Here is a 26042-nt window from a genome sequence, read left to right as displayed (position 1 = left end):
ACTTTACCTAGTTTTTAGCCAACCGGTAATACTAAGGCGTTTTCCTTTTTTTACTTCTTTTACTTCATGTTCTAGTAACTGACTCTCAAAAATAACTATTCGCCCTGGTAAAGGATATAAATTTATTGCCGTCTGATCTTCTTTATAAATCACCAACTCCCCTCCGTTTTCAGGCGCCCAATCTTTATCATTTAAATAACAAACCACCGATAGTTTCCTGCGAGAATCGTTTTGAAAAGTATCTAAATGCCGCTGATAAAAAGTTCCCTTGGGATATACTGCATAATGAAATTCTTTATGTAATATTCCCATAAAGCAAGTACGGTTAAGGTATGCTACCAAATGATTTATTTTTTGGAAAAACAATTTTTCGGCTGCCGCTGTAGATGCTTCATTTATCCACAAAATAAAATCGCCACGCACATTGTTTTTTATCAGCTCGTTAGTACGATTACCGATTGCCGATTTCTTAAATGCATCCGCTTTATAATTTTGCAAAAGTTTTGTTCGCAATAGCAAGACTTCTTCCGAAGTAAAAAAATTATCTACCACACAATACTGTTGCTCCGACAAATCTGTTATGATTTGCTCGTACAGCCTATTTTCCTCGAAATCCAGCTGTTCAAATAATTCTTTATTCACTAATTTTAAAAAAAGCTGAGCAAATTTAATCTATTTTCAAGTTGCTCCGACATTTAACAATTAATTTTAACCACATATTTTAGCTACCTTTGTCGTAAATTAAAAAAATGAGTAAGATTAGAATCACCAAACAGTTTACTTTTGAAACTGGACATGCACTTTATGGCTATGATGGTAAATGCAAAAATGTACACGGCCATAGCTACAAACTTAGCGTTACTGTAATTGGCACCCCTATTAAGGAGGAAAACCATGTGAAACTAGGAATGGTGATTGATTTTGGCGATTTAAAAAAAATTGTAAAAGAAGAAATTGTTGATGTGTTTGACCACGCCAGTGTTTTTAACAAAAATACGCCTCATAAGGAACTTGCGCTAGAACTAGAAAAACAAGGGCACAACATAATTTTGGTAGATTACCAACCTACTAGCGAGCAAATGCTTATTGATTTTGCAAATAAAATAAACCTTCGCCTTCCTCATAGCATTAGTTTACACAGTTTAAAACTACAAGAAACGGATACCAGTTATGCTGAATGGTATGCAGCAGACAATCCTAGAGATTAAACGTAAATTTAGCTTATATTTTTATGGAAATCCCTAAAAACAAAAAAATATACTTTGCTAGCGACAACCATCTTGGTGCTCCAACCGACGAGGCTAGTAAGCCGCGAGAAAAAAAATTTGTGCGTTGGTTAGACAACATAAAAGAAGATGCTGCCGCTATTTTCCTACTAGGAGATTTATTCGACTTTTGGTTTGAATATAAGCATGTTGTGCCTAAAGGTTTTGTAAGAACACTCGGAAAACTTGCCGAAATTAGCGATAGTGGAATTCCTATTTATTTCTTTGTTGGCAACCACGACCTTTGGATGAATAATTATTTTGAAAAAGAACTTAACATCCCCGTTTATCATCAGCCAAAAGAATTTACTTTCAACAACAAGGTGTTTTTAATAGGTCATGGTGATGGTCTTGGTCCTGGCGATAAAGGCTACAAACGCATGAAAAAAGTTTTTATTCATCCGTTTTCCAAATGGCTTTACCGTTGGTTACACCCAGATATTGGTGTTCCGTTAGCAAAGCACCTTTCTGTAAAAAACAAACTTATCTCGGGTGATGAGGATGCTAAATTTTTAGGCGAAGATAAAGAGTGGCTTGCCGTATATGCCAAACGCAAATTAACACAAAAGCATTACGACTATTTTGTATTTGGCCACCGGCATTTACCTATGGAAATTAATGTAGGGAAAAACGCAAGTTATTTTAATCTTGGGGATTGGATTAACTACTACACCTACGGTGTTTTTGACGGAGAAAAATTTGAAGTGAAAACATTTGATTAGTTTTTACTGTTCTCCAAATACAATTTAAGCTCTACTTTAAATAACGCTCCTCTAATTAAGGCTTTTACCTGTTTAAATTCTGCCTGTGTAAGTGCTATATCTATTTTATCGGAAGGTGTTCTTAATAAGAAAGCTTTACAAGCTTGGTTGTTACAGTCTTTACATGCATATTGTTTCTCGGTTTCTCGAACCGCTTTTGAAAAGAGTTTTAAATCTTGATAGGTTAAATACAATCCTAAATCTTTAAACACTAGCTGTAATTTATTAAAGCTACCTTTCCAAAAAAAAGCGATTCCAATATCATTTTTATGAACAATTTCTATATCTTCCATAACCTAATTATTAAGCATCACGAAGATAGTGTTTTATTTAGAGCAATTCTAAATAAAATAGAAATTATATTGGTCTAATATCTTTTAGCTTTAACTGTAAGCTTGTATTGCCTTGCCAATGGTTTTCTTCTAAAGCATAAACAATGGCTACTTGCTTAGCATCGGAAAGCAATGCAAGTTTATCTGCCATCCCAAACCCAATGGCATGAAATTTTACTGCTGAGCCTTCTTGAGCAAACTCACATTTAAGGTGACTTTTATCTTTCCCCACAGCTTTAGCGAAGCCTGTGTCATAGACATTTTTTGTACAAAAAACAGGCGACATATTGCCTGGGCCAAAAGGTGCAAATTGCTTTAAGATTCGCATTAACTTGTTGTTTATTTCATTAAAATCTAACAGAATATCTATGGCGATTTCTGGTGTGCGTTGTTCTTCTAAAATATTTGCTTTTACAACCTTTTCGAATTTATTTTTAAATAACAGATAATTTTTTTCTTCAAGGGTAAGTCCTGCTGCATATTTGTGTCCTCCAAATTGCTCTATATAATCATCGCAAGCTTCTAATGCGTTATACACATCAAATCCTTTTACCGAGCGAGCCGAAGCTGCTAATTTTTCTCCGCTTTTAGTAAATACTAATGTGGGGCGGTAATAAGTTTCTGTTAGCCTAGAGGCTACAATTCCTATAACGCCTTTGTGCCAATCTTCTTGGTAAACTACTGTTGTGTAGTTTTTTTGTTCTTTAAATTTTTCTATTTGACTTAAAGCTTCTTCTGTAATACGGCGGTCTTGGGTTTTTCTATATTCGTTAAAGTGTTCTATTTTTTCGGCTTTACTTAAGGCTTGCTCTTCGTTGGTTTCTTCTAGTAAATCTACCGCATAAAGCGCATGTTCTATACGACCAGCAGCATTTATTTTAGGAGCGAGTCCGAAAACAACATCGGTAATATTGTAATTTTCTTTCTTTTGCGATTTAAGTAACGCCTGAAAACCTTCTCTGGGTTTTGTATTAAGCATTTTTATGCCATAATAAGCTAAAATTCTATTTTCGCCAGTAATAGGAACAATGTCGGCAGCAATAGCTACCGCTACTAAATCTAAATAGTTATATAGGTTAGAAAAGCCCCGGTTTTTATGCTGTTCTATAGCTTGTATGAGTTTAAAACCTACCCCACAACCGCACAATTCTTTATAAGGGTAATTACAATCTGTTTGTTTAGGGTCTAATACGGCATAAGCATCTGGAATAATATTTCCTGGACGGTGGTGGTCGCAAATAATGATATCGATATTTTTAGTTTTAGCATAAGCTACTTTTTCGACTGCTTTTATACCACAATCTAAAGTAATAATTAAACTAAATTCGTTATCGAAAGCAAAGTCTATTCCTTGATAAGATAAACCATAACCTTCTTTGTAACGGTCTGGAATGTAACGAGAAACCAACGTTGTTTGTTCCTGTAAATAACTATGCATTAAAGCTACGCTTGTAGTTCCGTCAACATCATAATCACCATAAACCAATATTTTTTCTTGTTTTTGTATGGCTTGTTCTATACGATTTACGGCAATTTCCATCCCTTTCATCAAAAACGGGTCGTGAAGTTGATCAAGTTGAGGGCGAAAAAAATTTTTGGCTTCTTCGAAATTATAAATTTTTCGTTGTACTAATAAATGGGCAACTATATGAGATACACCAAGCTCTTCTTGAAGTTTACGGATAATGTTAACATCTGGCTTTTCTTTTAAAGTCCAACGCATATTTTTGGGTATAAAGTTTCTTTGTTACTTTTAGGGCATGGAAAACAAACAGCTCAAATTTAAGCATAAAAAAACCTTACAGCATTTAATTGTTTTGCTTTTATCAATTTTAACGCTTATCGGGAGTTTAATAGGTTACTTTTTCTATCCTAAAACCTTATTCTTTTTTCTTATTGTTATTGCCAACGCAGGGATATTATATGTATTATTTGTTTCTAAAACAACCAAAAACACCGTTGTTTATGATGCCGTATTTGTAAGGTATAAACTTGGTGATAAACCCGCCGAAAGAATAAAAAACGACATTTTATTAGAAGCTAAAAAGCAGGGAAAAGATATTTTTATAAAAACGCAACAAAACGAGCATATCGCAATTAATTTATCCTCCTATACCCAAGAAAGCATTGATGAATTCTATTTATTATTAAAAAATATATGTCGTATAAATAGCACAAAAACAAAGCAATAATACATTTTTTTAACCTTATTTTTATTTAAAATTAAACTTTAGGTTGTAACAAATGTAACTTTTATGAGTCTTATTAAATAAATGAACTTATTTACTATTAAAAATTTTTACTCATGAAAAAAGTTATTTTAACCTGTTTACTCGCCAGTTTTTCTTTAGGAAGTTTTGCGTATAGCAATTCTCATTTTCACCCAGAAGTTATAGCGTCTTCTCCTGTAGAAAAAACGGAATTAAACTCTTTTTGCAAAGCAATCATCAAAGGAAATGTAGAAGTTGTAAAACAACTTATCGCCTTAGGTGAGGATGTTAACAAAAAATCTTTAGGAAAAACGCCTGCAATGTATGCTGCGCGTTATAACAAAGCTGAAATTTTAGCGCTTCTTATCGAAAACGGAGCTAAGCTTTCTTTAAAATCTGACAAAGAAAAATTTACAGCTAAGAAATTTGCAGAACTTTCTAATGCAAAAGATGCTCTAGCGGTAATTACTGCTAGCAACAAGTAATTTACAGAAAACAAATAAACGCATCCTAAAATTAACAATAGGCTGCGTTTATATTTTTATTTACCTGCCACGACCAAAACAAACTCTCCTTTTGGTGGTTTTTGCTCAAAATGAGCCATCACTTCTGTTATTGTTCCTCTAATGGTTTCTTCGTGCAGTTTACTAATTTCTCGAGATACCGAAATAGCTCTTTCCCCGCCAAAATAAGTTGCAAAGTCCTTTAATGTTTTTAGTAATTTATACGGAGATTCGTAAAAAATACACGTGCGCTCTTCTTCTGCAAGTGTTGTTAATCTTGTTTTTCTTCCTTTTTTAGGAGGCAAAAAACCTTCAAAAACAAACTTATCGTTTGGCAAACCACTGTTTACTAAAGCAGGAACAAAGGCAGTTGCTCCTGGCAGGCACTCTACTTTAATATTTTCTTCTATACAAGCACGGGTAATTAAAAAACCTGGGTCTGAAATTGCAGGAGTTCCTGCATCGCTAATCAAAGCTGCCGTTTCTCCCGCTTTTAGCCTGTTTATAATTTTAGGTAATGTTTTGTGCTCATTATGCATGTGGTGGCTATGCATTGGAGTTGTTATCTCATAATGTTTTAAAAGCTTTCCGCTTGTACGTGTATCTTCCGCAAGGATAAAATCGGCTGTTTTTAAAACCTCGATAGCCCTAAACGTAATGTCGCTTAAATTCCCTATAGGTGTTGGTACTATATATAGTTTTGACATTAATTGAATTTATTTTCTATCGTTTGTAAAAATTTATTTTCCCATTCTTCTTTTCCTTCCCAGTTATTATAATCTGGTTTTATCATTGTTTCGATAAATGTTATTGCCTTTTCGAAAGACGAAGAGGTGTTTAATTGCGATAACACTCGGTTATAATCGTCTGCATTGCCATCAAACAAATGTTTAATGTAAGCAAGCCTGTCGTTAAGACCTATATTGATTCCTTTTTTTAGGCGATCGTTTAAAGATTGTTTTTGCTCTCCTAAATTCTGGTTGGTTGTTTTTTGGGTGAATAAATTCTCTTCAGGTTCATTATTTTCTTCGGTTTCTCCAGTATTTTTAGGCTCTGGTGTTGGTTTTTCGTTATTGTTTACGGGCTCGAAAGTTGGTAATTTATCATAATGCACGCCAAAATCTTCTTCTTTAGGAGTATCTGTTTCGGTTATTTCCTTAAAAAGTTCATCTACTTGTGTAGTTTCGGGATCCATTTGTGCCACAATATCTTTTATCTTTTCAGTATTTGGCTCGATCAGCTCTTCGGCACTTTCGTTGTATTCTGTTCCATCTGGGCGTGCTTTTTGATGGGCGAAATCTTCCTTTATCACTTCCTCATATCCAGACTTCCCCAAGGTTGGAGCAGTTTCTTTAAAATGCTCATCTACATAAGAAAGCACCAGTATTTTCTCATACAGTTTTGCCGTAATTGCTTTAAGTTCTTCTATATCTGATTTATCTTTCAGTTGTAATATTTTATGTGCTATACTTAACAATTCTGCTTCTAAATTCTTCTTCATAACTTTTTTAATTTGGCTTTTAGGTAGGCTTGTATTTTAGTAACTTTATCCGATATAAAAATAATAGGATTTTTTCTGAAAAAGTGCTGAAAATTACAAAATGTTTCTCGAAAATACAGTAAACCATAAAGAGCAATTTGGGTGGATAGAAGTAATCTGCGGGAGTATGTTTTCTGGTAAAACCGAAGAGCTTATCCGCAGGCTTAAGCGTGCTCAATTTGCAAAGCAAAAGGTAGAAATTTTTAAACCCGCATTAGATACGCGTTATGATGATGAATTGGTCGTATCGCACGATGATTCACAAATTAGATCTACACCTGTTCCTGCAGCGGCAAATATCAGCCTTCTTGCCGACGGTTGTGATGTTGTAGGAATAGATGAAGCGCAGTTTTTTGATGAAGAAATTGTCCATGTATGTAACGACCTTGCAAACAAAGGTATCCGAGTAATTGTAGCTGGTTTAGATATGGATTTTAAAGGAAATCCTTTTGGGCCAATGCCCAACCTTATGGCTACTGCCGAGTATGTAACTAAAGTGCATGCCGTTTGTACGCGCACAGGTAATTTAGCACAATTTAGTTATCGAAAAAACACCAATAAAGAACTTGTTTTACTAGGAGAAGTTGACGCCTACGAACCGCTAAGCCGAGCCGCCTATTACAAAGCAATGCTTTATGATAAAACAAACAACATCGATGTAAAAGCAGCCGAAGAAATACAAAAAGTAAAAACACATGAAACCAAACCAAGTAAATGAAACTTTACTAGAAATAGACCTTAATGCATTAGAACATAATTACAGGTTTCTACGTTCACTAATACATAAAAACACACTTTTTTTAGGCGTTGTAAAGGCGTTTGCCTACGGAAGCGATGCCGTTGCCATTGCCAAAAAACTAGAGGATTTAGGAGTAAATTATTTTGCTGTTGCTTATACTAAAGAAGGTGTAAATTTGCGCAAGGGAGGTATTACAACACCTATCCTAGTATTGCACCCTCAATCTGTGCATTTTGAAACCCTCATAAAAAACAACTTAACCCCTAGCATATACAGTAATTTTGTACTCGATGCATTTATAAACAAAACACAAGAGAAAAAATTACAAGCTTACCCCATACACCTAAAACTTAATACAGGGTTAAATCGTCTTGGTTTTGATGAGCCTGAATTAGAAAACATTGCCCATAAAATCAATCAATCTAAAAGCATTCGTGTTGAAGGAGCATTCTCGCATTTGGCAGCAAGTGAAGATTTATCTGAAAAAGCTTTTACCCTACAACAAATAGAAAAATTTACACAAATGTGTGCGCTTTTAGAGCAAAAATTAACAGCCTCTTTTCTAAAACACCTTTGTAACACCTCTGGTATTATAAACTATCCTGAAGCACATTTTGATATGGTTAGGTCTGGAATTGGTTTACACGGATATGGAAACACACCTGAAATTGATAAACAACTAATCCCTACAGCTACCTTAAAAACCATTATTTCTCAAATTCATACAATAAGCAAAGGGGAATCTGTAAGTTATAACCGTAAATTTTTTGCCCCAAAAACCATGCGGACAGCAACCTTGCCTTTAGGACACGCCGACGGATTAAATAGAATATATGGCTTAGAAAAAACAAATGTGCTTATCCATAACAAGCTAGCCCCCATAATAGGCAATGTTTGTATGGATATGGTTATGGTCGACATAACAGATATTCCCTGTGAAGAAGGCGACGAAGTAATTGTTTTTGGAAAAGGAAAAAGCGCAGAAAGCTTTGCCAACAACGCAGGAACTATTTCTTACGAATTAATCACTTCGGTTTCACAACGTGTAAAAAGAAAAATAATTTCTTAATTATTACAGATTATCCTGTAACTTCGTTATGTATAATCAAACAATAATCTAATATGAGTTTTATTTCAGACTTTAAAAAATTCCTAATGAAAGGAGATGTTGTTTCGCTCGCTACCGCCGTAGTAATTGGAGCAGCTTTTAAATCTATCGTAGATTCTATGGTAAAGGATATTATTACCCCTGTTATAGGGTTAATAACAGGAGGAACAGATTTTACCCAAAAATTTATCGCTTTAGACGGAAAGCATTACGATAGCCTTGCAGCAGCAACCGAAGCTAAAGCTGCAGTTATTACCTATGGTAACCTTATCCAAGCTATAATTAACTTTATAATTGTAGGCTTCTTTATTTTTATTTTCTTACGTGCTTACGATAAAACAAAAAAGAAAGAAGCTCCTGTAAAAGAAGCCCCAAAAGGCCCAACACAAGAAGAATTACTTATTGAAATTAGAGATGAATTAAGAAAAAAATAAGCCTTTTTTCTCTACCTAAATAATTTTTAAACCCTGTTTTTACAGGGTTTACTCTTTTATAAAATTCTTTATCTTAGTCTCTTTAAATTGGGCTAACTTTTTATATTTTAGCCAAAATAAAATTATCTCTTTTATGAAAGTTGCAGTTGTAGGAGCTACCGGTATGGTAGGACAGGTTATGCTAAAAGTATTGGCCGAAAGAAATTTTCCCGTAACAGAATTAATCCCTGTTGCTTCAGAAAAATCTGTAGGAAAAAAAATCACTTTTAACCATAAAACATATAGCATTGTTGGACTAGAAACCGCCGTAAACATGCAACCAGACATTGCCTTATTTTCTGCTGGAGGAGAAACATCCTTAACTTGGGCACCAAAATTTGCAGCTGTTGGCACTTATGTTATCGATAATTCTTCCGCATGGCGAATGGATGACACAAAAAAGCTCATCGTGCCAGAAATAAACGCAACGAGCTTAACTAAAAACGATAAAATTATTGCCAACCCAAACTGCTCTACCATACAATTGGTTATGGCGTTAAAACCTTTACATGACAAATTTAGTGTTAAACGTGTAATTGTATCTACCTACCAATCCATCACAGGAACTGGAGTAAAAGCAGTAAAACAATTAGAGAACGAATATGCCAACAAAAAGGATGAAATGGCATACCCTTATCCTATTCATAAAAATGCCCTGCCTCATTGCGATGTTTTTTTAGATAACGATTATACAAAAGAAGAAATGAAACTTACACACGAAACCAAAAAAATATTGGGAGATGAAAACGTGTTTGTTTCTGCTACGGCAGTCCGTATTCCTGTAGTTGGCGGACATAGTGAAGCGGTAAATATTGAATTTGAAAAGGATTTTGACCTAAACGAAATAAAAACAACCTTAAAAGATTTTCCTGGAATTACCTTACAAGATAACCCTGCAGTAAACAGCTACCCTATGCCAATATATGCCGAAGGGAAAAACGATGTTTTTATTGGACGTATCCGAAAAGACCACTCTCACCCAAAGGCCATAAACATGTGGATTGTTGCAGACAACCTCCGCAAAGGAGCCGCAACTAACACGATACAAATAGCAGAGTATCTAATCAAAAATATTTTAAGTTAACGTTAAAAAACTTCTTAAAAACACTTTATCTGTACATTTTGATTAGATTTGTACCGTTATGAATCCGAAAATTAAAAATATAATAGGCATTTTTAGTGCCTTTGTGTTGCTTGTTTGTATTGCTATGCAAACAATACATGAGTTTTCGCACGATCATAACATCTCAAAAACCGAAACATCACACAAGCAAGAGACACAAATCGCTTCTCAGGATTTTACTTGCTCTTTATGTGATTTTCATTTTCAACCCTATCTATCTCCTGAAATTATACAATTTTCAGAAGTAGCTTTAGTACCTCAAAATACAGAAGGCACCTTAATTAAACAGCTTTCGTCTACAGAAGCACAAGCTTTTGTTAGGTTAAGAGCTCCCCCTGTAAACGCTTAAAAGCACGTACTTTAACCTTAAAAAAGGTTACTCCATTTCTTTTTTTCATTAAAATATTATTTCATGAAAGCTTTTTGGCTTGCTATGTTTATACTTGTTTTTTCTACAAGTATACATGCACAATATCAACTTACAGGACATATCCATAATGCTGAGCAAGAAGCATTACCTAATGCACATATTCATCTAAATGATATCTCGGAAATTGCCTCCGAGTATGGTAATTTTAAAATAAAAAACCTTTCCGAGAACAACTACTATCTTACCATAACTTATGTGGGATATCAGCCTTTAGACACCATTATAAAGATTGATAAAAACATCCATTTAGATATCATTTTACAAAGCGATAATTTGCTTGAAGAAGTGATTATTGAAGGTTCTAAAATTACAAAATCAACCTTTTCTATAGAGCGTGTAAACCAAGCTTACCTCCAAAAAGAATATACAGGTTCTTTAGCAAAAAGCCTCGAAAAACTCCCTGGTGTTAATGCTATGGAAATAGGAGCAGGAAGTGCCAAACCCATTATTAGAGGTTTTGGATTAAACCGTATTGTAGTTGCCGAAAACGAGGTAAAGCAAGAAGGACAGCAATGGGGAGCAGACCACGGGTTAGAAATAGACCCCATGGCTGTAGAAGAAGCCTTAATCATAAAGGGCGTAGGCGCTATTGCCTATGGTAGTGATGCCATTGGTGGTGTGCTAAAAGTAAACAATGAAAACACACCCGACAAAGAAGGCTTATCGGGCATGTTAAATCTAGTTGGGAAAACCGTTAATAATACTACTGGTGGAGCTTTTCAGCTTAACTATAAAAACAACAATTGGTTTTACAAAGTAAAAGCTTCTGGTACGAGTTATGGAGATTATCATGTGCCTACTAAAATGATAAACTACCTCAACTATCAAATTCCTATCTACGACGAATCGCTTAAAAACACGGCAGGAAAATCGACCAGCTTATATGGGCAAATAGGTTATGATTCTAAAAAATTTAAATCTACCCTAAGCATAAGTAACGTATACCAAAAGGCTGGTTTTTTCCCAGGGTCTCACGGGATTCCTTCGATAGAACGTGTACTTCCCGATGGGGATAAACGCAATATAGATTTACCTTTTCAACGCGTTAATCACTTAAAGTTTATAAACAACAGCACTTATTATTTAGAAAACGCTTCGGTTGATTTAAGCCTTGGATACCAAGAAAATCATCGCCAAGAGTGGAGCGCTTTCCACACACATTACCCAAACCAGCAAGCGCCTATAAAAGACCCTAATGTAGAATTAGATTTTTTATTAAAATCATACAACCTAGCGCTTGTTTATAACAAAACTTTTAATGAACAGCACAAAAGTAAACTAGGGATACAAACCCAGCTAAAAGACAATCAAATTTCGGGTTATAACTTTTTGCTCCCAGAGTACAAAAGCAGCAATTTGGCTTTTTTTGCAACACACGAATACAGAAAAAGTAAAGCTACTTTAATCAGCTTAGGCTTGCGTTATGATTATAATCACATTGATATAGAGAAATATTACGACAACAACCTGTACCAATACCTAATTCAAAACGGAAGCACTTCCCAAGAAGCTAACCATTATGCATTACGCAGTTCTCCTTTAAATAAAAAATACCATAGTTTTAACTTAATGGCAGGAGTAAAACATGAGTTTAGTAATTTTTGGGAGATAAGCGCCAATGCCGGCACCAATTTTAGAATACCAACAGCAATAGAATTAGCGGCTAACGGAATTCACCATGGTTCATTTAGACACGAACAAGGCGATAACACCTTAAACCCAGAAAAAGGCTGGGTTACAGACTTAAATTTAAGTTATAAACATGCCGATTTTAAAGCAAGCATAAGTCCTTATGCATACTATTTTAGCAATTACATTTTCTTAAAACCAACAGGAGAGTTTTCTATACTTCCACATGCAGGGCAATTATTTAAATACACAGAATCTGAAGCACTTCTTTCTGGTGTAGAAATCAGTATCTCTAAAACCTTTTTCAACAAGCTAAATGTTTTAGCCGTAGCTGAATATATTTACAACCAACAGCTTACCGAAGAAAAAAACAAAAACTTCCCATTACCATTCACCCCAGCCAACAACTTATACACAGAAGTAAGTTATAAAGCTTGGAAGAGCCATAAGTATTTAAAAAACACAAGATTCTCAATAAACGCTCGTTTTAATGCAAAACAAAACAGAATCGCACAAGGCGAAAAAATAACCCCAAGCTATGGCATTTTTGGAGCAGGATTTAGCACAGATATTTCTTGGAGAAAGTTTATGGCCACCATACACTTAAAAGCGACCAACCTTTTTGACGATAAGTACTATAACCACACCAGTTTTTATAGACGATTAGAAATTCCTGAAATGGGCAGAAACATTCAGCTTAGCATCCTTATTCCTTTCGGAAAATGATGAGCTTTCAAAAACATATAAGCATTTTTTTACTCGGCTTGTTTTTAACCTTACAAACAGCCAATAGCCTGCATCATATATGGTTTTCTCACGACAATAGTCTACAAAAAAACCATACAACAATAAGCAAAATAGAGCTTGGGCATCAGTGTAGTGTATTCCAACAAATAAGTCATTTATTTTTCCTCAATTCGCCTAGCATACACATTCTTTCTACAGAAATAAAATATCAAAAAAACGTAGTTTTTTTCTATTTAAGAAGCGAAATAAAGCTTCTTAAAAATCAACATTACCCTAGAGGTCCCCCAATGCTTATTTCAACTGTATAAATTAACAACCAATTATAAAAGCAATTAAAATAATCATATTTAAACAAACAATAATGAAATTAAAACATATATACCTTCCTGCACTATTAGGAATTAGTCTTTTTACCTCTTGTAGTGATGATGATGACTCATTAGATGCCACAGCACCCGAAATAATTGTAAACGAACCTACAAACGATGCTCATTTCCATAAAGGAGAAGAAATACACTTAGATGTAGATTTATTAGATAATGAAGCTCTAGCCTCTTATAAAATAGAAATACATAGTAATTTTGATGGGCATACGCATGGTGAAGCTCGTTTACTTACCACCGCTTCTCCGTGGGCATACCAAAGCACCGAGAATATTGAAGGCAATGTAAAAGAATATAACATCCACCAACATATTGTTATTCCTGAAGATATTTTAGAAGGAGCTTACCACCTTGGTATCACTGCAATAGACCATGTAGGTAATCAAAACCAAGCTTTTATTGAAATAGAAATAGGACATCATAACGATCACGGAGACACCCATACACTAAGCATAGAAAACCTTATTGCTTCAGATGTTGCTCCAGGTTCAGACATTCATACCGAAGCTGCATTAACAGCAGCACATGGTATCCAAAAGGTAGTCGTAAACATTCACGGACATGGACTTAACCCTACAGGAGATGAAATTGCTTGGACATTTGACCAAGAATACACTAATTACAGTGGGACTTCGGCAACATTCCACGAGCATATCGATGTTCCTGCCAATGCTACAGAAGGAGAGTACCACATTACCCTAACCCTAATAGATAACGATGGAGAGCACACCTCTAAAGGAGCTCATTTCCATATAAATCATGAAGCGGGCGGGCATGACCACTAACAAAATAAAAAAGGCTTATCGAAGTTCGGTAAGCCTTTTTTTGTGTATTTTTGGTATTTTCCATAGCGTTTAGCAAGTAAAATTATTTTTTTATGAAGAAAACAGTATTTGGTGCCATAATTCTAGCTGCAATTATTGGCTGTAATCAAAACCCAAAAAAAGAAACCGCAGCTGCTAGCAAAATAACATACCCAACTACAAAAAAAGTTGACACCACCGATGTATATTTCGGAAAGGAAATTAAAGACCCTTACCGCTGGCTAGAAGATGACCGTAGCGAAGAAACTAAAGCTTGGGTAAAAGAAGAAAACAAAGTAACCTTTGCCTACCTAAATCAAATTCCTTACAAAGACAGCATAAAAGAACGCTTAGCTAAACTTTGGAACTACGAAAAAGTAGGCGCTCCGTTTAAAGAAGGCGATTATACCTACTTTTATAAAAACGACGGCTTACAAAACCAATATGTACTATACCGTTATAAAACTGGAGAAGATGCCACTACTGCAGAAGTATTTTTAGACCCAAATAAATTTAGTAAAGAAGGAACCACCTCTTTAGGAAATGTAAGCTTCTCTAAAAACGGGAAAATTTTAGCCTACTCTATCTCTGAAGGAGGAAGTGATTGGAGAAAAATTATCATCATAGATGTTGAAACCAAAAAAGCAATCGAAGACACCTTAGTCGATGTGAAATTTAGCGGTATTTCTTGGAAAGGCAACGAAGGTTTCTACTACTCTAGTTATGACAAGCCTAAAGGAAGTGAGTTATCTGCAAAAACAGATCATCATAAACTTTACTATCACAAACTTAACACCGCACAAAAAAACGACAAACTTGTTTTTGGTGCCACCGAAGATGAGAAATACCGTTATGTTGGAGGAAGCGTAACCGAAGATGACCGCTACCTGCTTGTAAGCGCAAGCATTACTACTTCTGGAAATAAACTTTTTATAAAAGATTTAAAAAACCCAAACAGTAAATTTGTTACCGTAGTAGCTAACGCAGAAAACGACACTTACCTAATTGATAATAAAGATGATAAGTTGTTTTTTGTAACCAACATCAACGCACCCAACAAGAAAATAGTAACAACTACATTTGATAAACCAACTCCAGAAAACTGGAAAGATGTTATCCCAGAAACTAAAAACGTATTAACCGCATCTACTGCAGGAGGTTATTTATTTGCAGAATACATGCAAGATGCCGTATCTAAAGTAAAGCAATACGATTATAACGGGAAACTTATCCGCGAGGTTAAACTCCCAGGAATTGGTAGCGTTGGAGGATTTAGTGCTAAGCCTGAAGAAAAAGAACTTTACTTCTCTTTCACAAACTACGTTACCCCAGGAACCATCTATAAATATGCAATAGAAGAAGGAACCTCTACCCTGTTTAGAACTCCAAAAATAGATTTTAACCCTAATAATTTTGAAAGTAAACAAGTATTTTATACTTCTAAGGATGGAACAAAAGTTCCTATGATTATTACTTACAAAAAAGGTACAGAGCTAAACGGAAAAAACCCAACCATTTTATACGGTTACGGAGGGTTTAACGTAAGCCTTACGCCTTCATTTAGTATTGCCAATGCAGTATGGATGGAACAAGGTGGTGTTTATGCTGTTGCCAACCTTCGCGGAGGCGGAGAATATGGCAAAAAATGGCATAAAGCAGGTACGCAAATGCAAAAACAAAATGTATTTGACGATTTTATCGCAGCAGGAGAATACCTTATTAAAAACAACTATACTTCTAGCGATTACTTAGCTATTAGAGGTGGGTCTAACGGAGGCTTATTGGTGGGAGCTACCATGACACAGCGCCCTGACCTTATCAAAGTAGCTTTACCAGCAGTAGGCGTTTTAGATATGCTTCGCTACCATACCTTTACCGCTGGAGCAGGATGGGCATACGATTACGGAACAGCAGAAGATTCTAAAGAAATGTTTAACTACCTGCTTAACTATTCCCCTGTTCATAATGTGAAAAAAGATGTTGAATACCCTGCTACTCTAGTAACCACAGGAGATCATGACGACCGTGTAGTACCAGCTCACAGTTTTAAATTTGCTGCAGAACTACAAGCTAAACAAACAGGAAATAACCCTGTACTTATCCGTATTGAAACCAATGCAGGCCACGGAGCAGGAACCCCTGTAAGCAAAACCATAGAGCAATATGCCGATATTTATAGTTTTACACTTTGGAATATGGGTATTAAAACACTTAACGAAATTTAAGAAGGTTTTATAAACAATTAAGCAAAGAAGCTGTCTGAAAGGGCAGCTTCTTTTAGTTTAATTATATTCTAAGAAAAATAACGCTTCTTTTTTAAGTAATTTTACTTTTATAACTTATTTGTCCATAAAATGAAAAACACAGGCGTCATAACTACTATCAATGTTTCAGATTTTGATAAGTCTCCGGTAGATTTAATAAAAAGATACCCCGATAAAACCTTATTACTTCTATTTTATAACAACGCTTGCCTTGGTTGTACAGGTAGAGCAATCCCACTAGCATATAAATTCCAGCAAACCTATCCAGAAATACAGGTAATAGGTATTCATAGTAACTTTAGCACTAATAACGTGACAGAAAAAGATATTATGAGTATTTTTTCGGTTAAAGAATTACCCTTTCCTATTTACCTAGATAACAACCACAAAGTTTATGATAGTTTTCAAGCAGAAGGTACACCGCAATGGGTTTTATTAACTTCTAAAGGAGAAATTTACCGTTCTATATTTGGTTCGCAAGAAAATGCTCAAAATAGGCTTTATTACGCTATAGAAAACTTATTAGAAGACATCCTCTAGAAAATAATATATACCTAAAAAAAGCAAGGCTCTTCGGTACCGAAGAGCCTTGCTTTTTAATTTATCAAAAAAATTAAGCTTCGTCTTTATACTTTTCGTCCATCACAAAATCCTCCATAAATTTGGTAGTGTAATTTCCTGAAATATAATCTGGATGTTCCATTAATTGACGGTGAAAAGGAATGGTTGTCTTTACCCCTTCAATAATAAATTCATCTAAAGCGCGCTTCATTTTATTAATTGCTTCTTCACGGGTTTGTGCCGTTGTAATAAGCTTAGCAATCATCGAGTCGTAATTTGGCGGAATAATATAACCACTATACACATGTGTATCTATACGAACACCGTGCCCTCCTGGAGCATGTAAATTTGTAATTTTACCTGGAGAAGGTCTAAAATCGTTATATGGATCTTCTGCATTAATACGACATTCTATCGAGTGTAATTTTGGGAAATAGTTTTTCCCTGAGATAGCAACGCCTGCTGCTACTAAAATTTGCTCACGTATAAGGTCATAATCTATTACTTGCTCTGTAATTGGGTGCTCTACTTGGATACGCGTATTCATTTCCATAAAGTAGAAATTTCTATCTTTATCTACCAAAAATTCTACGGTTCCTGCTCCTTCATACTTAATATACTCGGCAGCTTTTACTGCTGCTTCTCCCATTTTCTCACGCAACTCATCTGTCATAAATGGCGATGGAGTTTCTTCGGTAAGTTTTTGGTGTCTACGTTGTACAGAGCAATCTCTTTCAGATAAATGGCATGCTTTCCCTTTTTGATCGCCTACTACTTGTATTTCAATATGTCGAGGCTCTTCGATAAGTTTTTCCATGTACAAGCCATCGTTCCCAAAAGCTGCTCCTGCTTCTTGCTTTGCACTTTCGTAAGCTTTTTCTATTTCATCTTCAGCCCATACTGCACGCATTCCTTTTCCGCCACCTCCTGCGGTTGCTTTAAGCATTACAGGGTAGCCCATTTCTGCTGCCAATTCTTTAGCTTCTTCGATAGAGTCTAATAAACCTTCGGAACCTGGTATGGTAGGAACTCCTGCTTTTTTCATGGTTTCTTTAGCAGTAGCTTTATCTCCCATTTTGTTGATTTGCTCTTCAGAAGCACCAATAAATTTTATGTTGTGCTCTTGACAAATTTTAGAAAATTTTGCGTTTTCTGCTAAAAAGCCATATCCTGGATGGATAGCATCGGCGTTGGTAATTTCTGCTGCCGAAATAATGTTAGGTATCTTTAAGTAAGACTGATTACTTGGTGCTGGGCCAATACACACGGCTTCGTCTGCAAAGCGCACGTGTAAACTTTCTCTGTCTGCAGTAGAATATACAGCTACTGTTTTTATCCCCATCTCTTTACAAGTACGGATAACACGTAGTGCAATTTCTCCTCTGTTGGCTATTAATATTTTTTTAAACATCTTTTTGAAATTTTAAATATCATTATTTCATTTTAACACAATGCATTTCTGTATAATTAGGAAACAGAAAATGTACATCTAAAATTTCTTAAGAAGGATCTACTAAGAATAATGGTTGGTCGAACTCTACTGGAGAGGTATCGTCTACCAATACTTTTACAATTTTACCGCTCACTTCACTTTCTATTTCATTAAAAAGTTTCATTGCTTCGATAATACATAATACATCTCCTTCTTTAATGGTATCACCAACTTCTACAAATGTAGGTTTATCTGGCGATGGCTTGCGGTAGAATGTTCCTATAATAGGCGATTTTACAGTAATGTATTTACTATCGTCTGCGGTGTTTTCAGTTGTTGTGTTACTTGCTGGAGCTTCTTGTACTGGTGCAGCTGGTTGAGCTGCTGCTTGTTGCATTTGCCCCATTGGGATTTGCTGAACAACAGTATTTACTTTATCTTCTGAGGTTGTTTTAATGGTGATTTTTACATCATCCATTTCTAATTTAACTTCACTTGCGCCAGAGTTGGCTACAAATTTTATTAAATTCTGAATTTCTTTTAACTTCATAACTGTAAGGGTTTTTGCTGTTTTTTTATTTAAGAATTATAAGCCCATTTTAAGTAAATAGACCCCCAAGTAAATCCGCCTCCAAATGACGCAAATACAAGGTTATCGCCTTTTTTGAATTGTTTTTCAAAATCGGCCAATAATAAAGGAAGCGTTGCAGAAGTGGTGTTTCCGTAACGCTCTATATTTATTAATACTTTTTCTTGCTCTATTTCCATGCGTTTTGCCGTAGCATCGATAATACGTTTATTCGCTTGGTGTGCTATGAGCCAATTTACATCGTTAGATGTTAATTGATTGCGTTCCATAATTTTTGCACTTACATCTGCCATATTAGAAACGGCAAATTTAAACACTGTTTTACCATCTTGGTGTACATAGTGTAAGCGCTCGTCTATTGTTTTTTGGCTTGCTGGCATGATAGAGCCTCCTGCTTCTATTTTTAGAAATTCTCTTCCTACTCCATCACTACGTAGGTATTCGTCTTGTAGACCGTAGCCTTCTGTATTTGGTTCAAAAAGGACTGCTCCTCCTCCGTCTCCAAAAATAATACAGGTTGCTCTGTCTGTATAATCTATAATAGAAGACATTTTATCGGCTCCTATCAGTAATACTTTTTTATATTTTCCAGATTCTATATAAGCTGCTGCTGTAGACATTCCGTAAAGAAAACTAGAGCATGCGGCTTGCAAATCGTAAGCAAAAGCATTTACTGCTCCTATTTGCGTTGCGGTATATACTGCGGTAGAAGCTACAGGCATATCTGGGGTTGCGGTAGCAAAAAGCACTAAATCTATTTCTGCTGGATCTAGATTTTTCTTTTCTATAAGGTTTTTTGCCGCTTGGATGCCAAGGTAAGAAGTTCCTTTAGTAGGATCTTTTAATATTCTGCGTTCTTTTATTCCTGTACGGGTAGTTATCCATTCGTCGTTGGTTTCTACCATACTTTCCAACATTTTGTTAGAAAGCACATCTTCTGGAACGTAAGAACCTACAGCGGTAATGGCTGCTGTTATTTTACTCATAATATATTTTTAGTTCCCAAAAATACTTATTCTCTTAATTTAAAAGCCTTTGATTATTTAAAGCTTAAAGAGAGGTGCAAATTACTATGTTTTTATGACTTATTCAACCAAAAAAATGTAATTTACTCATTTTAAGCATATAAAAAACAAAAACCCTCACAGCGTGAGAGTTTTTATATTGTTTTATTTCTAGAAGCTTTTAAGCTTCAACTTCTTCGCTATTATCGATTAATACTTGACCGCGGTAGTAAAGTTTACCTTCATGCCAGTGAGCTCTGTGATAAACGTGAGCTTCTCCTGTTGTAGGGTCTGTTGCAATTTGCGGAGCTTTCGCTTTATAATGCGTTCTTCTTTTATCTCTTCTTGTTTTTGAGGTCTTTCTCTTAGGATGTGCCATATCTCAATACTATTTATTTTCGTTTAATAGGTTTTTTAATTTATTCCACCGAGGGTCTATTTCCTCGTTTTCTTCTTTGTTTTCTTTAATTTTTGGTTGAAGCTCTTCTAGTTTATCGAGTATTTCAGAATTTAATGTCCCGTTTTTTATTCCAGGGTGTTCTCGCTTATAAGGCATGGCTAAAATAATACTTTCGTAGATGTATTGTTCTACTTGTATTTTGTATTCTCCATGAGGTATGTAAAGGATTTCTTCATTATCATCATTATATTCTTCTGCAAATTTAATGATAATTTTGAGATCTCCTTCAATTGGCTGATTGTAAGGTTCGTTACTTACATCGCAATTTATGTTTACAAGACCTTCTACCTTAAAGGTAAGCTCCAACATCGTACTTTTTTTCTCTAGTTCTAGATGGGCTTTTACATCAACGTGGTTAAATTCGTCGTATTCAAATAAATCAAAGAACGCATTGTCTATGGTATAATCATAGTAATGTTTACCGAGCTTTAACCCTACAAATTGAATTTCGTATGCTTTAAACTTCTTCATCATTTCATCAATTTCGGGCGTGCAAATATATAAAAAATAGTATATTAAGTGTATTTATTAACAAAAAAATGTTTATAATTTTTTGCCCTGACGTTTTAACGGGTTTTTTGTTAGTTGTTGGTATTCGTTTCTGTTCTTATATATTTTTATTGCTGTAAAAACAGCTTCCTCAAAAGAATTATGGTTTGCTTCTCCTTTTCCGGCTATCTCATAGGCTGTACCGTGATCTGGAGAAGTGCGTACTTTACTTAGTCCTGCGGTAAAATTTACCCCATTTCCAAAAGCTAATGTTTTAAAAGGAACCAATCCTTGATCGTGGTAGGCGGCAATTACTGCATCGAAGTTTTGATAGTTTTTACTTCCAAAAAAACTATCAGCGGCATAGGGTCCAAATACATACTGTCCTTTTTTATTTAACTGATTAACGGTAGGCATAAGTACTTTTTGGTCTTCATCGCCTATTACTCCATTATCACCGTTATGAGGGTTTATTCCCAAAACGGCTATTTTAGGCACACTCACACAAAAGTCTTTTTTTAAACTCTCTGCAATGGTGTTTACTTTTTGCTCTATGAGTTTTCTTGTTATCTTCTCAGGAACATTTTTTACAGGTACATGGTCGGTAAGCAAACCTATTTTTAAGTTTTCAGATACCATAAACATTAAGCTTTCTCCGCCAAACTCTTGGGCTAAATAGTCTGTATGTCCTGGAAAGTTAAACTCTTCTGACTGAATAACGTGTTTATTAATTGGTGCTGTAACAAGTACATCTACTTGGTTTTCTTTTAATGCATTTGTTGCTGCTTGTAAAGATTTAAAAGCGTATTCTCCTATTACTTTATCCTCTGCGCCAGGTGTTATTTTGATATTTTCCTTCCATAGGTTTACCACATTCACTTTATCATCTATGGCTTTATCTGCCGAAGGTATCCCCTGAAAGTTTATTGGTATTTTTAAAATCTTCTTGTAATATGATACTACTTTTGTATTTGCAAAGATTACAGGTGTACAGAAGGATAACATTCTGCTGTCTTGGAACGTTTTTAATATAATTTCACATCCAATTCCGTTTAAATCGCCTATACTTATTCCTACTTTTATTTTTGAGGTTTCTTGAGTCATAATCCTATTTTCATAATTTTATAAGAGATAAGAATGCTTTTTCTTTAACAACTTTTTCTTACAAAATATAGCTATTTTTGCAATACAAAGGTAAAGAAATAAATTATGTTTACAGGAATAATTGAAGAGGTTGCTCTCCTACAAGAAATTAAAAAAGAACAAGGTAATTTACACCTTACTGTTAAGGCTAGGTTTACCCCCGAACTAAAAATAGACCAATCTGTAGCTCACAACGGTGTATGCCTTACTGTGGTTGCTTTAGACGATGAGACCTTTACCGTAACCGCTATCCAAGAAACCTTAGAAAAAACCAACCTTGAACAGCTAAACGTTGGGGATGAAATTAACCTTGAACGAGGTTTACAGCTTCCTGCTAGGTTAGATGGGCATATTGTGCAAGGCCATGTTGACGGAGTTGGTATTTGTACCGAAATTATTCCACAAGATGGTAGCACCATTTTTACGTTTAGCTACAATTATAAAAATATTCCGCATGTTACTATAGAGAAAGGCTCAATAACCATAAATGGTGTAAGCCTCACGGTAATAAACAGTAAAAACAATAGTTTTAGTGTTGCCATTATACCTTATACTTTAGCACACACCACCTTTAAAAACCTAAAACAAGGCGATACCGTAAACCTTGAGTTTGATGTTATTGGGAAATATGTACAACGCCTCGCCCAATTTTAGTTTTTAGCTTCTCGAATTAACATGGAAGGTTTCGGCTCGTTTTATATTACCAATACCACCAATACTTCTCAGCTTTGTAACCGATTAAAAGATTACTATAAAATAATTTTTTTAGAGAAAGGAAGTAAAATTAAAATAGATTTTGATACCATAAACTGTCCTGCCGATACTTTTTTCTTTTTAAATGAAGAGCATTTTTTTGTATTAGATGAAAAAGCAAAAGGGCAACTTATTTATTTTGATACCGATTTTTACTGTATAGAGCTACACGACCAGGAGCTTGCTTGCGATGGGTTATTATACCGAAACATAACCTTAACACCTTATATTCATCTCACCCACCAACAAGCAACTAACCTCTGCAGGTTAGTGACTGAAATAGAAAAAGAAGAGAAAAATACCGATTATTGGAGTGAAGAAAAAATTAAACTCCTCCTAAAATACATTATCATTGAAGCTACACGAATATGGGCAATACAATGGCAAATAAACACCTCCGATTTTTCTAAGAAACAAAATTTTATAAAAAAGTTTAGCAAGCTTGTAGAAGAAAATTACGCCCAAATACACCAAGTTACTTGTTATGCAAAAATGCTTAACATCACCCCAAAAACATTAAACAACAATGTTGTTAAAAACTTTAATACAACACCACAACAAATTATAAGCAATAGGATAATACTACAAGCCAAAAGACTCTTGGCACACACCAACTTATCTGTAAAAGAAATTTCGCATACATTAGGCTACACTGATAGCTCTTACTTTAACCGTTTTTTTAAAAAACAAACCTCAACAACTCCATTAACTTTTAGAAAAACACAGAAAAAACCAAAACAGCTTATTTTCTAAAAAGTTATAAAAGTCCTATTTTACTTCTGTTTTATCCATTGATGCTTTTTTTAAAAGCCTTTAATTTTGTTACTCTTATTTTAATAAAAACCTAACAATGAAAACAACGATTAAAGCTACTTGGGAAAACACCTTAAAAAAAGGCGAAGGCTCTTTTTCTTCTGAAAATACACTTATGGATGGGATGAATTATCATTTTACAAAAAGACCTAACAAAGCAGCAACCACCCCAGAAGAGTTTCTTGCTGCAGCCTATTCTGCTTGTTATAATATGACTTTAGCAATGGTGCTATCAGAAAACAACCACACGCCAAAATGTTTAGAAACACATTGCCATATTGATTATGATATGGACAATATAAAAGCTGCCGAAATAGAAATTACAACAACGATAGATAATTTAGAGGAAGAAGAATTCCTTGAATTGGCAGCACAGGCAAAAAAATTATGCCCTATCGGGAATAGTTTTGCCTTCCCTAGCACGCTTACCGTAAACTACAAAAAATAACCTTATGAAAATATTTTATATTAGCTTATTAATCATCGTAGCTAACTTAATTTCGTTAAGCTCAAACAACCTATACGCACAAACGGAACCCAAAAAAGATTCCTACTATTTAGATTACAAAGGAGAATCTACAAAATTTGCGTTAATGGTGGGTAACACCAGAAGATTTACAGGTGCGCTTAGCCTTGCAAAACGCATGCAAATAAAAAAGAATAATTACCAATACAGCATTTTAGTATATGGCGAGTTGGCTAAAGCATTAGCTAAAGACGAAAACTTGCTTCCACAAATTGCCGAAGCTAAAAAATTAGGTATAAATATATATGTGTGCGAAGTTGCACTGAGCTATTTTAATATTCCAAAAGAAGAATTAGACTCAAGGCTACAAACTACACCCGATGTATGGTTAAAGTTTTTTGAGTTGAAAGACGAGGGCTACAACACCCTTAACCTCTAAAAAAAACAGCTGTGAAATTAAAAAAATCCGTTTCTGTATAGAAGCGGATTTTTGTGATTAAATAGGCTTGAAATTTATTCTTTCCAAAAGATAAATTCTTTTTCAAAATCTTCAAGATACGGGTCTGTTATTTCTAACCTAATACGGTTTGTTTCTTTTAGCTTTTCTGTAGGTAAATCAAGTTGCCATATATGATTTGATCTTGTGTTTAAGTATGGTGAGCCTTTACTTAATTTATCTGGCGATACTTTTTCGCTTTGCCACCTCTTAATTCTCGCCACATAAGGATCTACTTGTTTTTCTTTTTTAAGATTGCTATAATACTTGCCGTTTATAAAAGCTTTTACAACGGTTTTATCGGAACCTGAGAAGTAATTTACTAAGAGTTTATTATTTTTAGCATCTACCGTGAAAGGTAGCTCATCTTGGTTTAAATCACCAAACCAAAGACTCACTTGCGTTTCTGGATTAAAACCTAGCGATTTAAAATTAAAATGATATTTATTTTTAGTAAATGTAACTTCAAAATACCCTCTTGGGCTGCCGCACTTCATTAAAGCCGATGGGATTCCTGTCCAATCTTTTTGACCTGTCCACCAATTTCCTGATACTGCTCCTGCCGTTAACTCTTGGATATCGCTGTACCCCTTTTTGCGTTTATAAAACCTTCTACTTATGCTATGTGTATGCCCCGAAAGGATAAGGATGTTGTTTTTTATATTTAAGCTCACTAACAAATCTTCCTTATTTTTTATTCCTACTAAAGGAATATGCTGGCTAATTACTATAAGTTGATTATCGTCGATTAGCTTTAAAACATTATCTACAAACGTGATTTCTTCTTTTTCATAAACACCTTCATACCCATATTTCCCTTTAGGTTTTATTGTATTTAAGCTAATAAATAGAACTCCTTTATGGAAAAACGCATAAGTAGTTGGTCCAAAAATTTTCTCAAAGCTTTCTTCTTGACTTTCTTGAGTGTTTTTAAAATTACGGTCATGATTTCCGTAAACCATTTTATATGGAAAGCTGCTAAAATCTACCACCTGTTTAAGTGGCGAAAACAAATCTACTTGGTCATTAACCAAATCTCCTAGAAAAATACTAAAGTCATAATCTTTTGTATTAATCAAATGGGTTCCTAATGTGTTTCCGGCATACTTAACTTCGTTATTGTTGCCTACTTGAACATCGCCAACAGCCATGATTTTAAACTTTTTTGTTGATTTAACCTTGGTTAAACCAAAGTTAATTTCATTGCTGTTTTGGTCTATTGTTTTATACCATTGGTTAGGGATAGAAGCTGTAAAGCCTGTAGGTGTAATAACAAAAATGGTTTGGGATGTAGTATTTTGTAATTGATACTCTCCTTTAGGGTTGGTTTTTACAATTTCGACCCCGTTTGAAACATAAACATCTTTAAGTTTCTTTTCTCGCTTATCAAAAGTTCCGTTTAAATTTTCATCTATATACACTACTCCTTTTATGGTAGTTGTATTTACAGCTGCCCAATTACTAATTGATACTAACCCTAAAATGAAGTATAAAAACACCTTATTCATAAGCAATTGTTATTTGTT

29 protein-coding genes are annotated in these 26042 nt (G+C 34.7%); 17 read left to right on the top strand and 12 right to left on the bottom strand.

Annotated elements, in window-relative coordinates:
• Window positions 1-3: 3 nt before the first annotated feature.
• A complete protein-coding gene (locus GGR32_RS03910; RefSeq protein ID WP_183476665.1) occupies window positions 4-642 on the bottom strand; it encodes a 2OG-Fe(II) oxygenase in 639 nt (212 codons plus the stop codon).
• Between the two features lie 107 nt (window positions 643-749).
• Here GGR32_RS03910 and GGR32_RS03905 point away from each other — a divergent pair, with 107 nt between their 5' ends.
• Together GGR32_RS03905 and GGR32_RS03900 are read left to right on the top strand one after the other, a co-directional pair.
• Window positions 750-1208 (top strand): 6-pyruvoyl trahydropterin synthase family protein, encoded by a 459-nt coding sequence (locus GGR32_RS03905; protein WP_183476664.1) that lies wholly within the window; start codon window positions 750-752, stop codon window positions 1206-1208.
• A 23-nt stretch (window positions 1209-1231) separates the two neighbouring features.
• Window positions 1232-1987 (top strand): UDP-2,3-diacylglucosamine diphosphatase, encoded by a 756-nt coding sequence (locus GGR32_RS03900; protein ID WP_183476663.1) that lies wholly within the window; start codon window positions 1232-1234, stop codon window positions 1985-1987.
• Here GGR32_RS03900 and GGR32_RS03895 read toward each other — a convergent pair.
• Together GGR32_RS03895 and recJ are read right to left on the bottom strand one after the other, a co-directional pair.
• Entirely contained in the window at window positions 1984-2319 is a 336-nt protein-coding gene (locus GGR32_RS03895) for a DUF6686 family protein (RefSeq protein ID WP_183476661.1), read from the bottom strand. The genes GGR32_RS03900 and GGR32_RS03895 overlap by 4 nt on opposite strands.
• Window positions 2320-2383: 64 nt before the next feature.
• Window positions 2384-4081 carry a single-stranded-DNA-specific exonuclease RecJ gene (recJ, locus tag GGR32_RS03890; protein WP_183476659.1) on the bottom strand — a complete coding sequence of 566 codons (1698 nt, stop codon included), beginning with the start codon at window positions 4079-4081 and terminating at the stop codon, window positions 2384-2386.
• Between the two features lie 37 nt (window positions 4082-4118).
• Here recJ and GGR32_RS03885 point away from each other — a divergent pair, with 37 nt between their 5' ends.
• Complete coding sequence (locus GGR32_RS03885) at window positions 4119-4550, top strand: hypothetical protein (protein ID WP_183476657.1); 432 nt, start codon at window positions 4119-4121, stop codon at window positions 4548-4550.
• A gap of 113 nt (window positions 4551-4663) precedes the next feature.
• Window positions 4664-5053 carry an ankyrin repeat domain-containing protein gene (locus tag GGR32_RS03880; RefSeq protein ID WP_183476655.1) on the top strand — a complete coding sequence of 130 codons (390 nt, stop codon included), beginning with the start codon at window positions 4664-4666 and terminating at the stop codon, window positions 5051-5053.
• Between the two features lie 56 nt (window positions 5054-5109).
• Here the strand turns inward: GGR32_RS03880 and rsmI are convergent, their stop codons facing one another.
• A complete protein-coding gene (rsmI, locus tag GGR32_RS03875; RefSeq protein ID WP_183476653.1) occupies window positions 5110-5778 on the bottom strand; it encodes a 16S rRNA (cytidine(1402)-2'-O)-methyltransferase in 669 nt (222 codons plus the stop codon).
• Window positions 5778-6572 carry a hypothetical protein gene (locus GGR32_RS03870; RefSeq protein WP_183476651.1) on the bottom strand — a complete coding sequence of 265 codons (795 nt, stop codon included), beginning with the start codon at window positions 6570-6572 and terminating at the stop codon, window positions 5778-5780. Before GGR32_RS03870 ends, rsmI begins: the two co-directional genes overlap by 1 nt.
• A gap of 100 nt (window positions 6573-6672) precedes the next feature.
• Here GGR32_RS03870 and GGR32_RS03865 point away from each other — a divergent pair, with 100 nt between their 5' ends.
• The 9 genes from GGR32_RS03865 to GGR32_RS03825 all read left to right on the top strand — a co-directional run bounded on the left by GGR32_RS03865 (window position 6673) and on the right by GGR32_RS03825 (window position 16850).
• Window positions 6673-7329, top strand: coding sequence for a thymidine kinase (locus GGR32_RS03865; RefSeq protein ID WP_183476649.1), 657 nt, complete (start codon window positions 6673-6675; stop codon window positions 7327-7329).
• Window positions 7307-8419, top strand: a complete 1113-nt coding sequence (gene alr, locus GGR32_RS03860) for an alanine racemase (protein WP_183476647.1) — start codon at window positions 7307-7309, stop codon at window positions 8417-8419. The genes GGR32_RS03865 and alr overlap by 23 nt, the downstream gene beginning before the upstream one ends.
• 53 nt (window positions 8420-8472) lie before the next feature.
• Window positions 8473-8892: a large conductance mechanosensitive channel protein MscL gene (gene mscL, locus GGR32_RS03855; RefSeq protein WP_183476645.1), complete on the top strand. Its 420-nt coding sequence runs from the start codon at window positions 8473-8475 to the stop codon at window positions 8890-8892.
• Window positions 8893-9025: 133 nt separating this feature from the next.
• Window positions 9026-10015, top strand: coding sequence for an aspartate-semialdehyde dehydrogenase (locus tag GGR32_RS03850; RefSeq protein ID WP_183476643.1), 990 nt, complete (start codon window positions 9026-9028; stop codon window positions 10013-10015).
• Window positions 10016-10073: 58 nt separating this feature from the next.
• A complete protein-coding gene (locus GGR32_RS03845) occupies window positions 10074-10403 on the top strand; it encodes a hypothetical protein (RefSeq protein WP_183476640.1) in 330 nt (109 codons plus the stop codon).
• A gap of 63 nt (window positions 10404-10466) precedes the next feature.
• On the top strand, window positions 10467-12839 hold the full coding sequence (locus GGR32_RS03840) for a TonB-dependent receptor (RefSeq protein WP_183476638.1): 2373 nt from the start codon (window positions 10467-10469) through the stop codon (window positions 12837-12839).
• Between the two features lie 382 nt (window positions 12840-13221).
• On the top strand, window positions 13222-14028 hold the full coding sequence (locus GGR32_RS03835; RefSeq protein ID WP_183476636.1) for a DUF4625 domain-containing protein: 807 nt from the start codon (window positions 13222-13224) through the stop codon (window positions 14026-14028).
• A gap of 92 nt (window positions 14029-14120) precedes the next feature.
• Entirely contained in the window at window positions 14121-16271 is a 2151-nt protein-coding gene (locus tag GGR32_RS03830) for a prolyl oligopeptidase family serine peptidase (protein WP_183476634.1), read from the top strand.
• 129 nt (window positions 16272-16400) lie between these two features.
• Window positions 16401-16850, top strand: coding sequence for a TlpA family protein disulfide reductase (locus GGR32_RS03825; protein ID WP_183476632.1), 450 nt, complete (start codon window positions 16401-16403; stop codon window positions 16848-16850).
• Window positions 16851-16923: 73 nt separating this feature from the next.
• Here the strand turns inward: GGR32_RS03825 and accC are convergent, their stop codons facing one another.
• The 6 genes from accC to pdxA form a co-directional block, all read right to left on the bottom strand.
• The gene (gene accC / locus GGR32_RS03820) at window positions 16924-18282 is read right to left on the bottom strand and encodes an acetyl-CoA carboxylase biotin carboxylase subunit (RefSeq protein WP_183476630.1); all 1359 of its coding nucleotides are present in this window, start codon (window positions 18280-18282) and stop codon (window positions 16924-16926) included.
• A gap of 88 nt (window positions 18283-18370) precedes the next feature.
• The gene (gene accB / locus GGR32_RS03815; RefSeq protein WP_183476628.1) at window positions 18371-18853 is read right to left on the bottom strand and encodes an acetyl-CoA carboxylase biotin carboxyl carrier protein; all 483 of its coding nucleotides are present in this window, start codon (window positions 18851-18853) and stop codon (window positions 18371-18373) included.
• Window positions 18854-18882: 29 nt separating this feature from the next.
• Window positions 18883-19878 carry a beta-ketoacyl-ACP synthase III gene (locus GGR32_RS03810; RefSeq protein WP_183476626.1) on the bottom strand — a complete coding sequence of 332 codons (996 nt, stop codon included), beginning with the start codon at window positions 19876-19878 and terminating at the stop codon, window positions 18883-18885.
• A gap of 199 nt (window positions 19879-20077) precedes the next feature.
• Window positions 20078-20275, bottom strand: coding sequence for a 50S ribosomal protein L32 (gene rpmF / locus GGR32_RS03805; protein ID WP_183476624.1), 198 nt, complete (start codon window positions 20273-20275; stop codon window positions 20078-20080).
• 9 nt (window positions 20276-20284) lie between these two features.
• Window positions 20285-20827 (bottom strand): YceD family protein, encoded by a 543-nt coding sequence (locus GGR32_RS03800; protein WP_183476757.1) that lies wholly within the window; start codon window positions 20825-20827, stop codon window positions 20285-20287.
• A 72-nt stretch (window positions 20828-20899) separates the two neighbouring features.
• Window positions 20900-21949, bottom strand: coding sequence for a 4-hydroxythreonine-4-phosphate dehydrogenase PdxA (gene pdxA, locus GGR32_RS03795; protein WP_183476622.1), 1050 nt, complete (start codon window positions 21947-21949; stop codon window positions 20900-20902).
• Between the two features lie 105 nt (window positions 21950-22054).
• Here pdxA and GGR32_RS03790 point away from each other — a divergent pair, with 105 nt between their 5' ends.
• From GGR32_RS03790 to GGR32_RS03775, 4 genes are all read left to right on the top strand, one after another.
• Window positions 22055-22642: a riboflavin synthase gene (locus GGR32_RS03790; protein WP_183476620.1), complete on the top strand. Its 588-nt coding sequence runs from the start codon at window positions 22055-22057 to the stop codon at window positions 22640-22642.
• Between the two features lie 21 nt (window positions 22643-22663).
• Window positions 22664-23494, top strand: a complete 831-nt coding sequence (locus GGR32_RS03785) for a helix-turn-helix domain-containing protein (RefSeq protein WP_183476618.1) — start codon at window positions 22664-22666, stop codon at window positions 23492-23494.
• Window positions 23495-23591: 97 nt separating this feature from the next.
• Window positions 23592-24002 (top strand): OsmC family peroxiredoxin, encoded by a 411-nt coding sequence (locus tag GGR32_RS03780; protein ID WP_183476616.1) that lies wholly within the window; start codon window positions 23592-23594, stop codon window positions 24000-24002.
• 4 nt (window positions 24003-24006) lie between these two features.
• Window positions 24007-24459 carry a hypothetical protein gene (locus GGR32_RS03775; RefSeq protein WP_183476614.1) on the top strand — a complete coding sequence of 151 codons (453 nt, stop codon included), beginning with the start codon at window positions 24007-24009 and terminating at the stop codon, window positions 24457-24459.
• A gap of 74 nt (window positions 24460-24533) precedes the next feature.
• Here the strand turns inward: GGR32_RS03775 and GGR32_RS03770 are convergent, their stop codons facing one another.
• Window positions 24534-26024, bottom strand: a complete 1491-nt coding sequence (locus tag GGR32_RS03770; protein WP_183476612.1) for a calcineurin-like phosphoesterase C-terminal domain-containing protein — start codon at window positions 26022-26024, stop codon at window positions 24534-24536.
• Between the last annotated feature and the right edge of the window lie 18 nt (window positions 26025-26042).

Source organism: Mesonia hippocampi, from assembly GCF_014197445.1.
GTDB classification, from domain to species: domain Bacteria; phylum Bacteroidota; class Bacteroidia; order Flavobacteriales; family Flavobacteriaceae; genus Mesonia; species Mesonia hippocampi.
This window is presented reverse-complemented; position numbering and strand designations above follow the sequence as displayed.

Excerpts from the sequence above, each read along its gene's own strand:
- GGR32_RS03790 (WP_183476620.1), top strand. The coding sequence starts at position 22,055 with ATGTTTACAGGAATAATTGAAGAGGTTGCTCTCCTACAAGAAATTAAA.
- GGR32_RS03825 (WP_183476632.1), top strand. The coding sequence starts at position 16,401 with ATGAAAAACACAGGCGTCATAACTACTATCAATGTTTCAGATTTTGAT.
- GGR32_RS03780 (WP_183476616.1), top strand. The coding sequence starts at position 23,592 with ATGAAAACAACGATTAAAGCTACTTGGGAAAACACCTTAAAAAAAGGC.
- accC (WP_183476630.1), bottom strand. The coding sequence starts at position 18,282 with ATGTTTAAAAAAATATTAATAGCCAACAGAGGAGAAATTGCACTACGT.
- GGR32_RS03830 (WP_183476634.1), top strand. The coding sequence starts at position 14,121 with ATGAAGAAAACAGTATTTGGTGCCATAATTCTAGCTGCAATTATTGGC.
- GGR32_RS03905 (WP_183476664.1), top strand. The coding sequence starts at position 750 with ATGAGTAAGATTAGAATCACCAAACAGTTTACTTTTGAAACTGGACAT.
- rpmF (WP_183476624.1), bottom strand. The coding sequence starts at position 20,275 with ATGGCACATCCTAAGAGAAAGACCTCAAAAACAAGAAGAGATAAAAGA.
- GGR32_RS03800 (WP_183476757.1), bottom strand. The coding sequence starts at position 20,827 with ATGAAGAAGTTTAAAGCATACGAAATTCAATTTGTAGGGTTAAAGCTC.
- GGR32_RS03895 (WP_183476661.1), bottom strand. The coding sequence starts at position 2,319 with ATGGAAGATATAGAAATTGTTCATAAAAATGATATTGGAATCGCTTTT.
- accB (WP_183476628.1), bottom strand. The coding sequence starts at position 18,853 with ATGAAGTTAAAAGAAATTCAGAATTTAATAAAATTTGTAGCCAACTCT.
- GGR32_RS03865 (WP_183476649.1), top strand. The coding sequence starts at position 6,673 with ATGTTTCTCGAAAATACAGTAAACCATAAAGAGCAATTTGGGTGGATA.
- GGR32_RS03880 (WP_183476655.1), top strand. The coding sequence starts at position 4,664 with ATGAAAAAAGTTATTTTAACCTGTTTACTCGCCAGTTTTTCTTTAGGA.
- GGR32_RS03835 (WP_183476636.1), top strand. The coding sequence starts at position 13,222 with ATGAAATTAAAACATATATACCTTCCTGCACTATTAGGAATTAGTCTT.
- GGR32_RS03775 (WP_183476614.1), top strand. The coding sequence starts at position 24,007 with ATGAAAATATTTTATATTAGCTTATTAATCATCGTAGCTAACTTAATT.
- GGR32_RS03845 (WP_183476640.1), top strand. The coding sequence starts at position 10,074 with ATGAATCCGAAAATTAAAAATATAATAGGCATTTTTAGTGCCTTTGTG.
- recJ (WP_183476659.1), bottom strand. The coding sequence starts at position 4,081 with ATGCGTTGGACTTTAAAAGAAAAGCCAGATGTTAACATTATCCGTAAA.
- GGR32_RS03810 (WP_183476626.1), bottom strand. The coding sequence starts at position 19,878 with ATGAGTAAAATAACAGCAGCCATTACCGCTGTAGGTTCTTACGTTCCA.
- GGR32_RS03770 (WP_183476612.1), bottom strand. The coding sequence starts at position 26,024 with ATGAATAAGGTGTTTTTATACTTCATTTTAGGGTTAGTATCAATTAGT.
- GGR32_RS03870 (WP_183476651.1), bottom strand. The coding sequence starts at position 6,572 with ATGAAGAAGAATTTAGAAGCAGAATTGTTAAGTATAGCACATAAAATA.
- pdxA (WP_183476622.1), bottom strand. The coding sequence starts at position 21,949 with ATGACTCAAGAAACCTCAAAAATAAAAGTAGGAATAAGTATAGGCGAT.
- rsmI (WP_183476653.1), bottom strand. The coding sequence starts at position 5,778 with ATGTCAAAACTATATATAGTACCAACACCTATAGGGAATTTAAGCGAC.
- GGR32_RS03885 (WP_183476657.1), top strand. The coding sequence starts at position 4,119 with ATGGAAAACAAACAGCTCAAATTTAAGCATAAAAAAACCTTACAGCAT.
- alr (WP_183476647.1), top strand. The coding sequence starts at position 7,307 with ATGAAACCAAACCAAGTAAATGAAACTTTACTAGAAATAGACCTTAAT.
- GGR32_RS03785 (WP_183476618.1), top strand. The coding sequence starts at position 22,664 with ATGGAAGGTTTCGGCTCGTTTTATATTACCAATACCACCAATACTTCT.
- GGR32_RS03850 (WP_183476643.1), top strand. The coding sequence starts at position 9,026 with ATGAAAGTTGCAGTTGTAGGAGCTACCGGTATGGTAGGACAGGTTATG.
- GGR32_RS03900 (WP_183476663.1), top strand. The coding sequence starts at position 1,232 with ATGGAAATCCCTAAAAACAAAAAAATATACTTTGCTAGCGACAACCAT.
- mscL (WP_183476645.1), top strand. The coding sequence starts at position 8,473 with ATGAGTTTTATTTCAGACTTTAAAAAATTCCTAATGAAAGGAGATGTT.
- GGR32_RS03840 (WP_183476638.1), top strand. The coding sequence starts at position 10,467 with ATGAAAGCTTTTTGGCTTGCTATGTTTATACTTGTTTTTTCTACAAGT.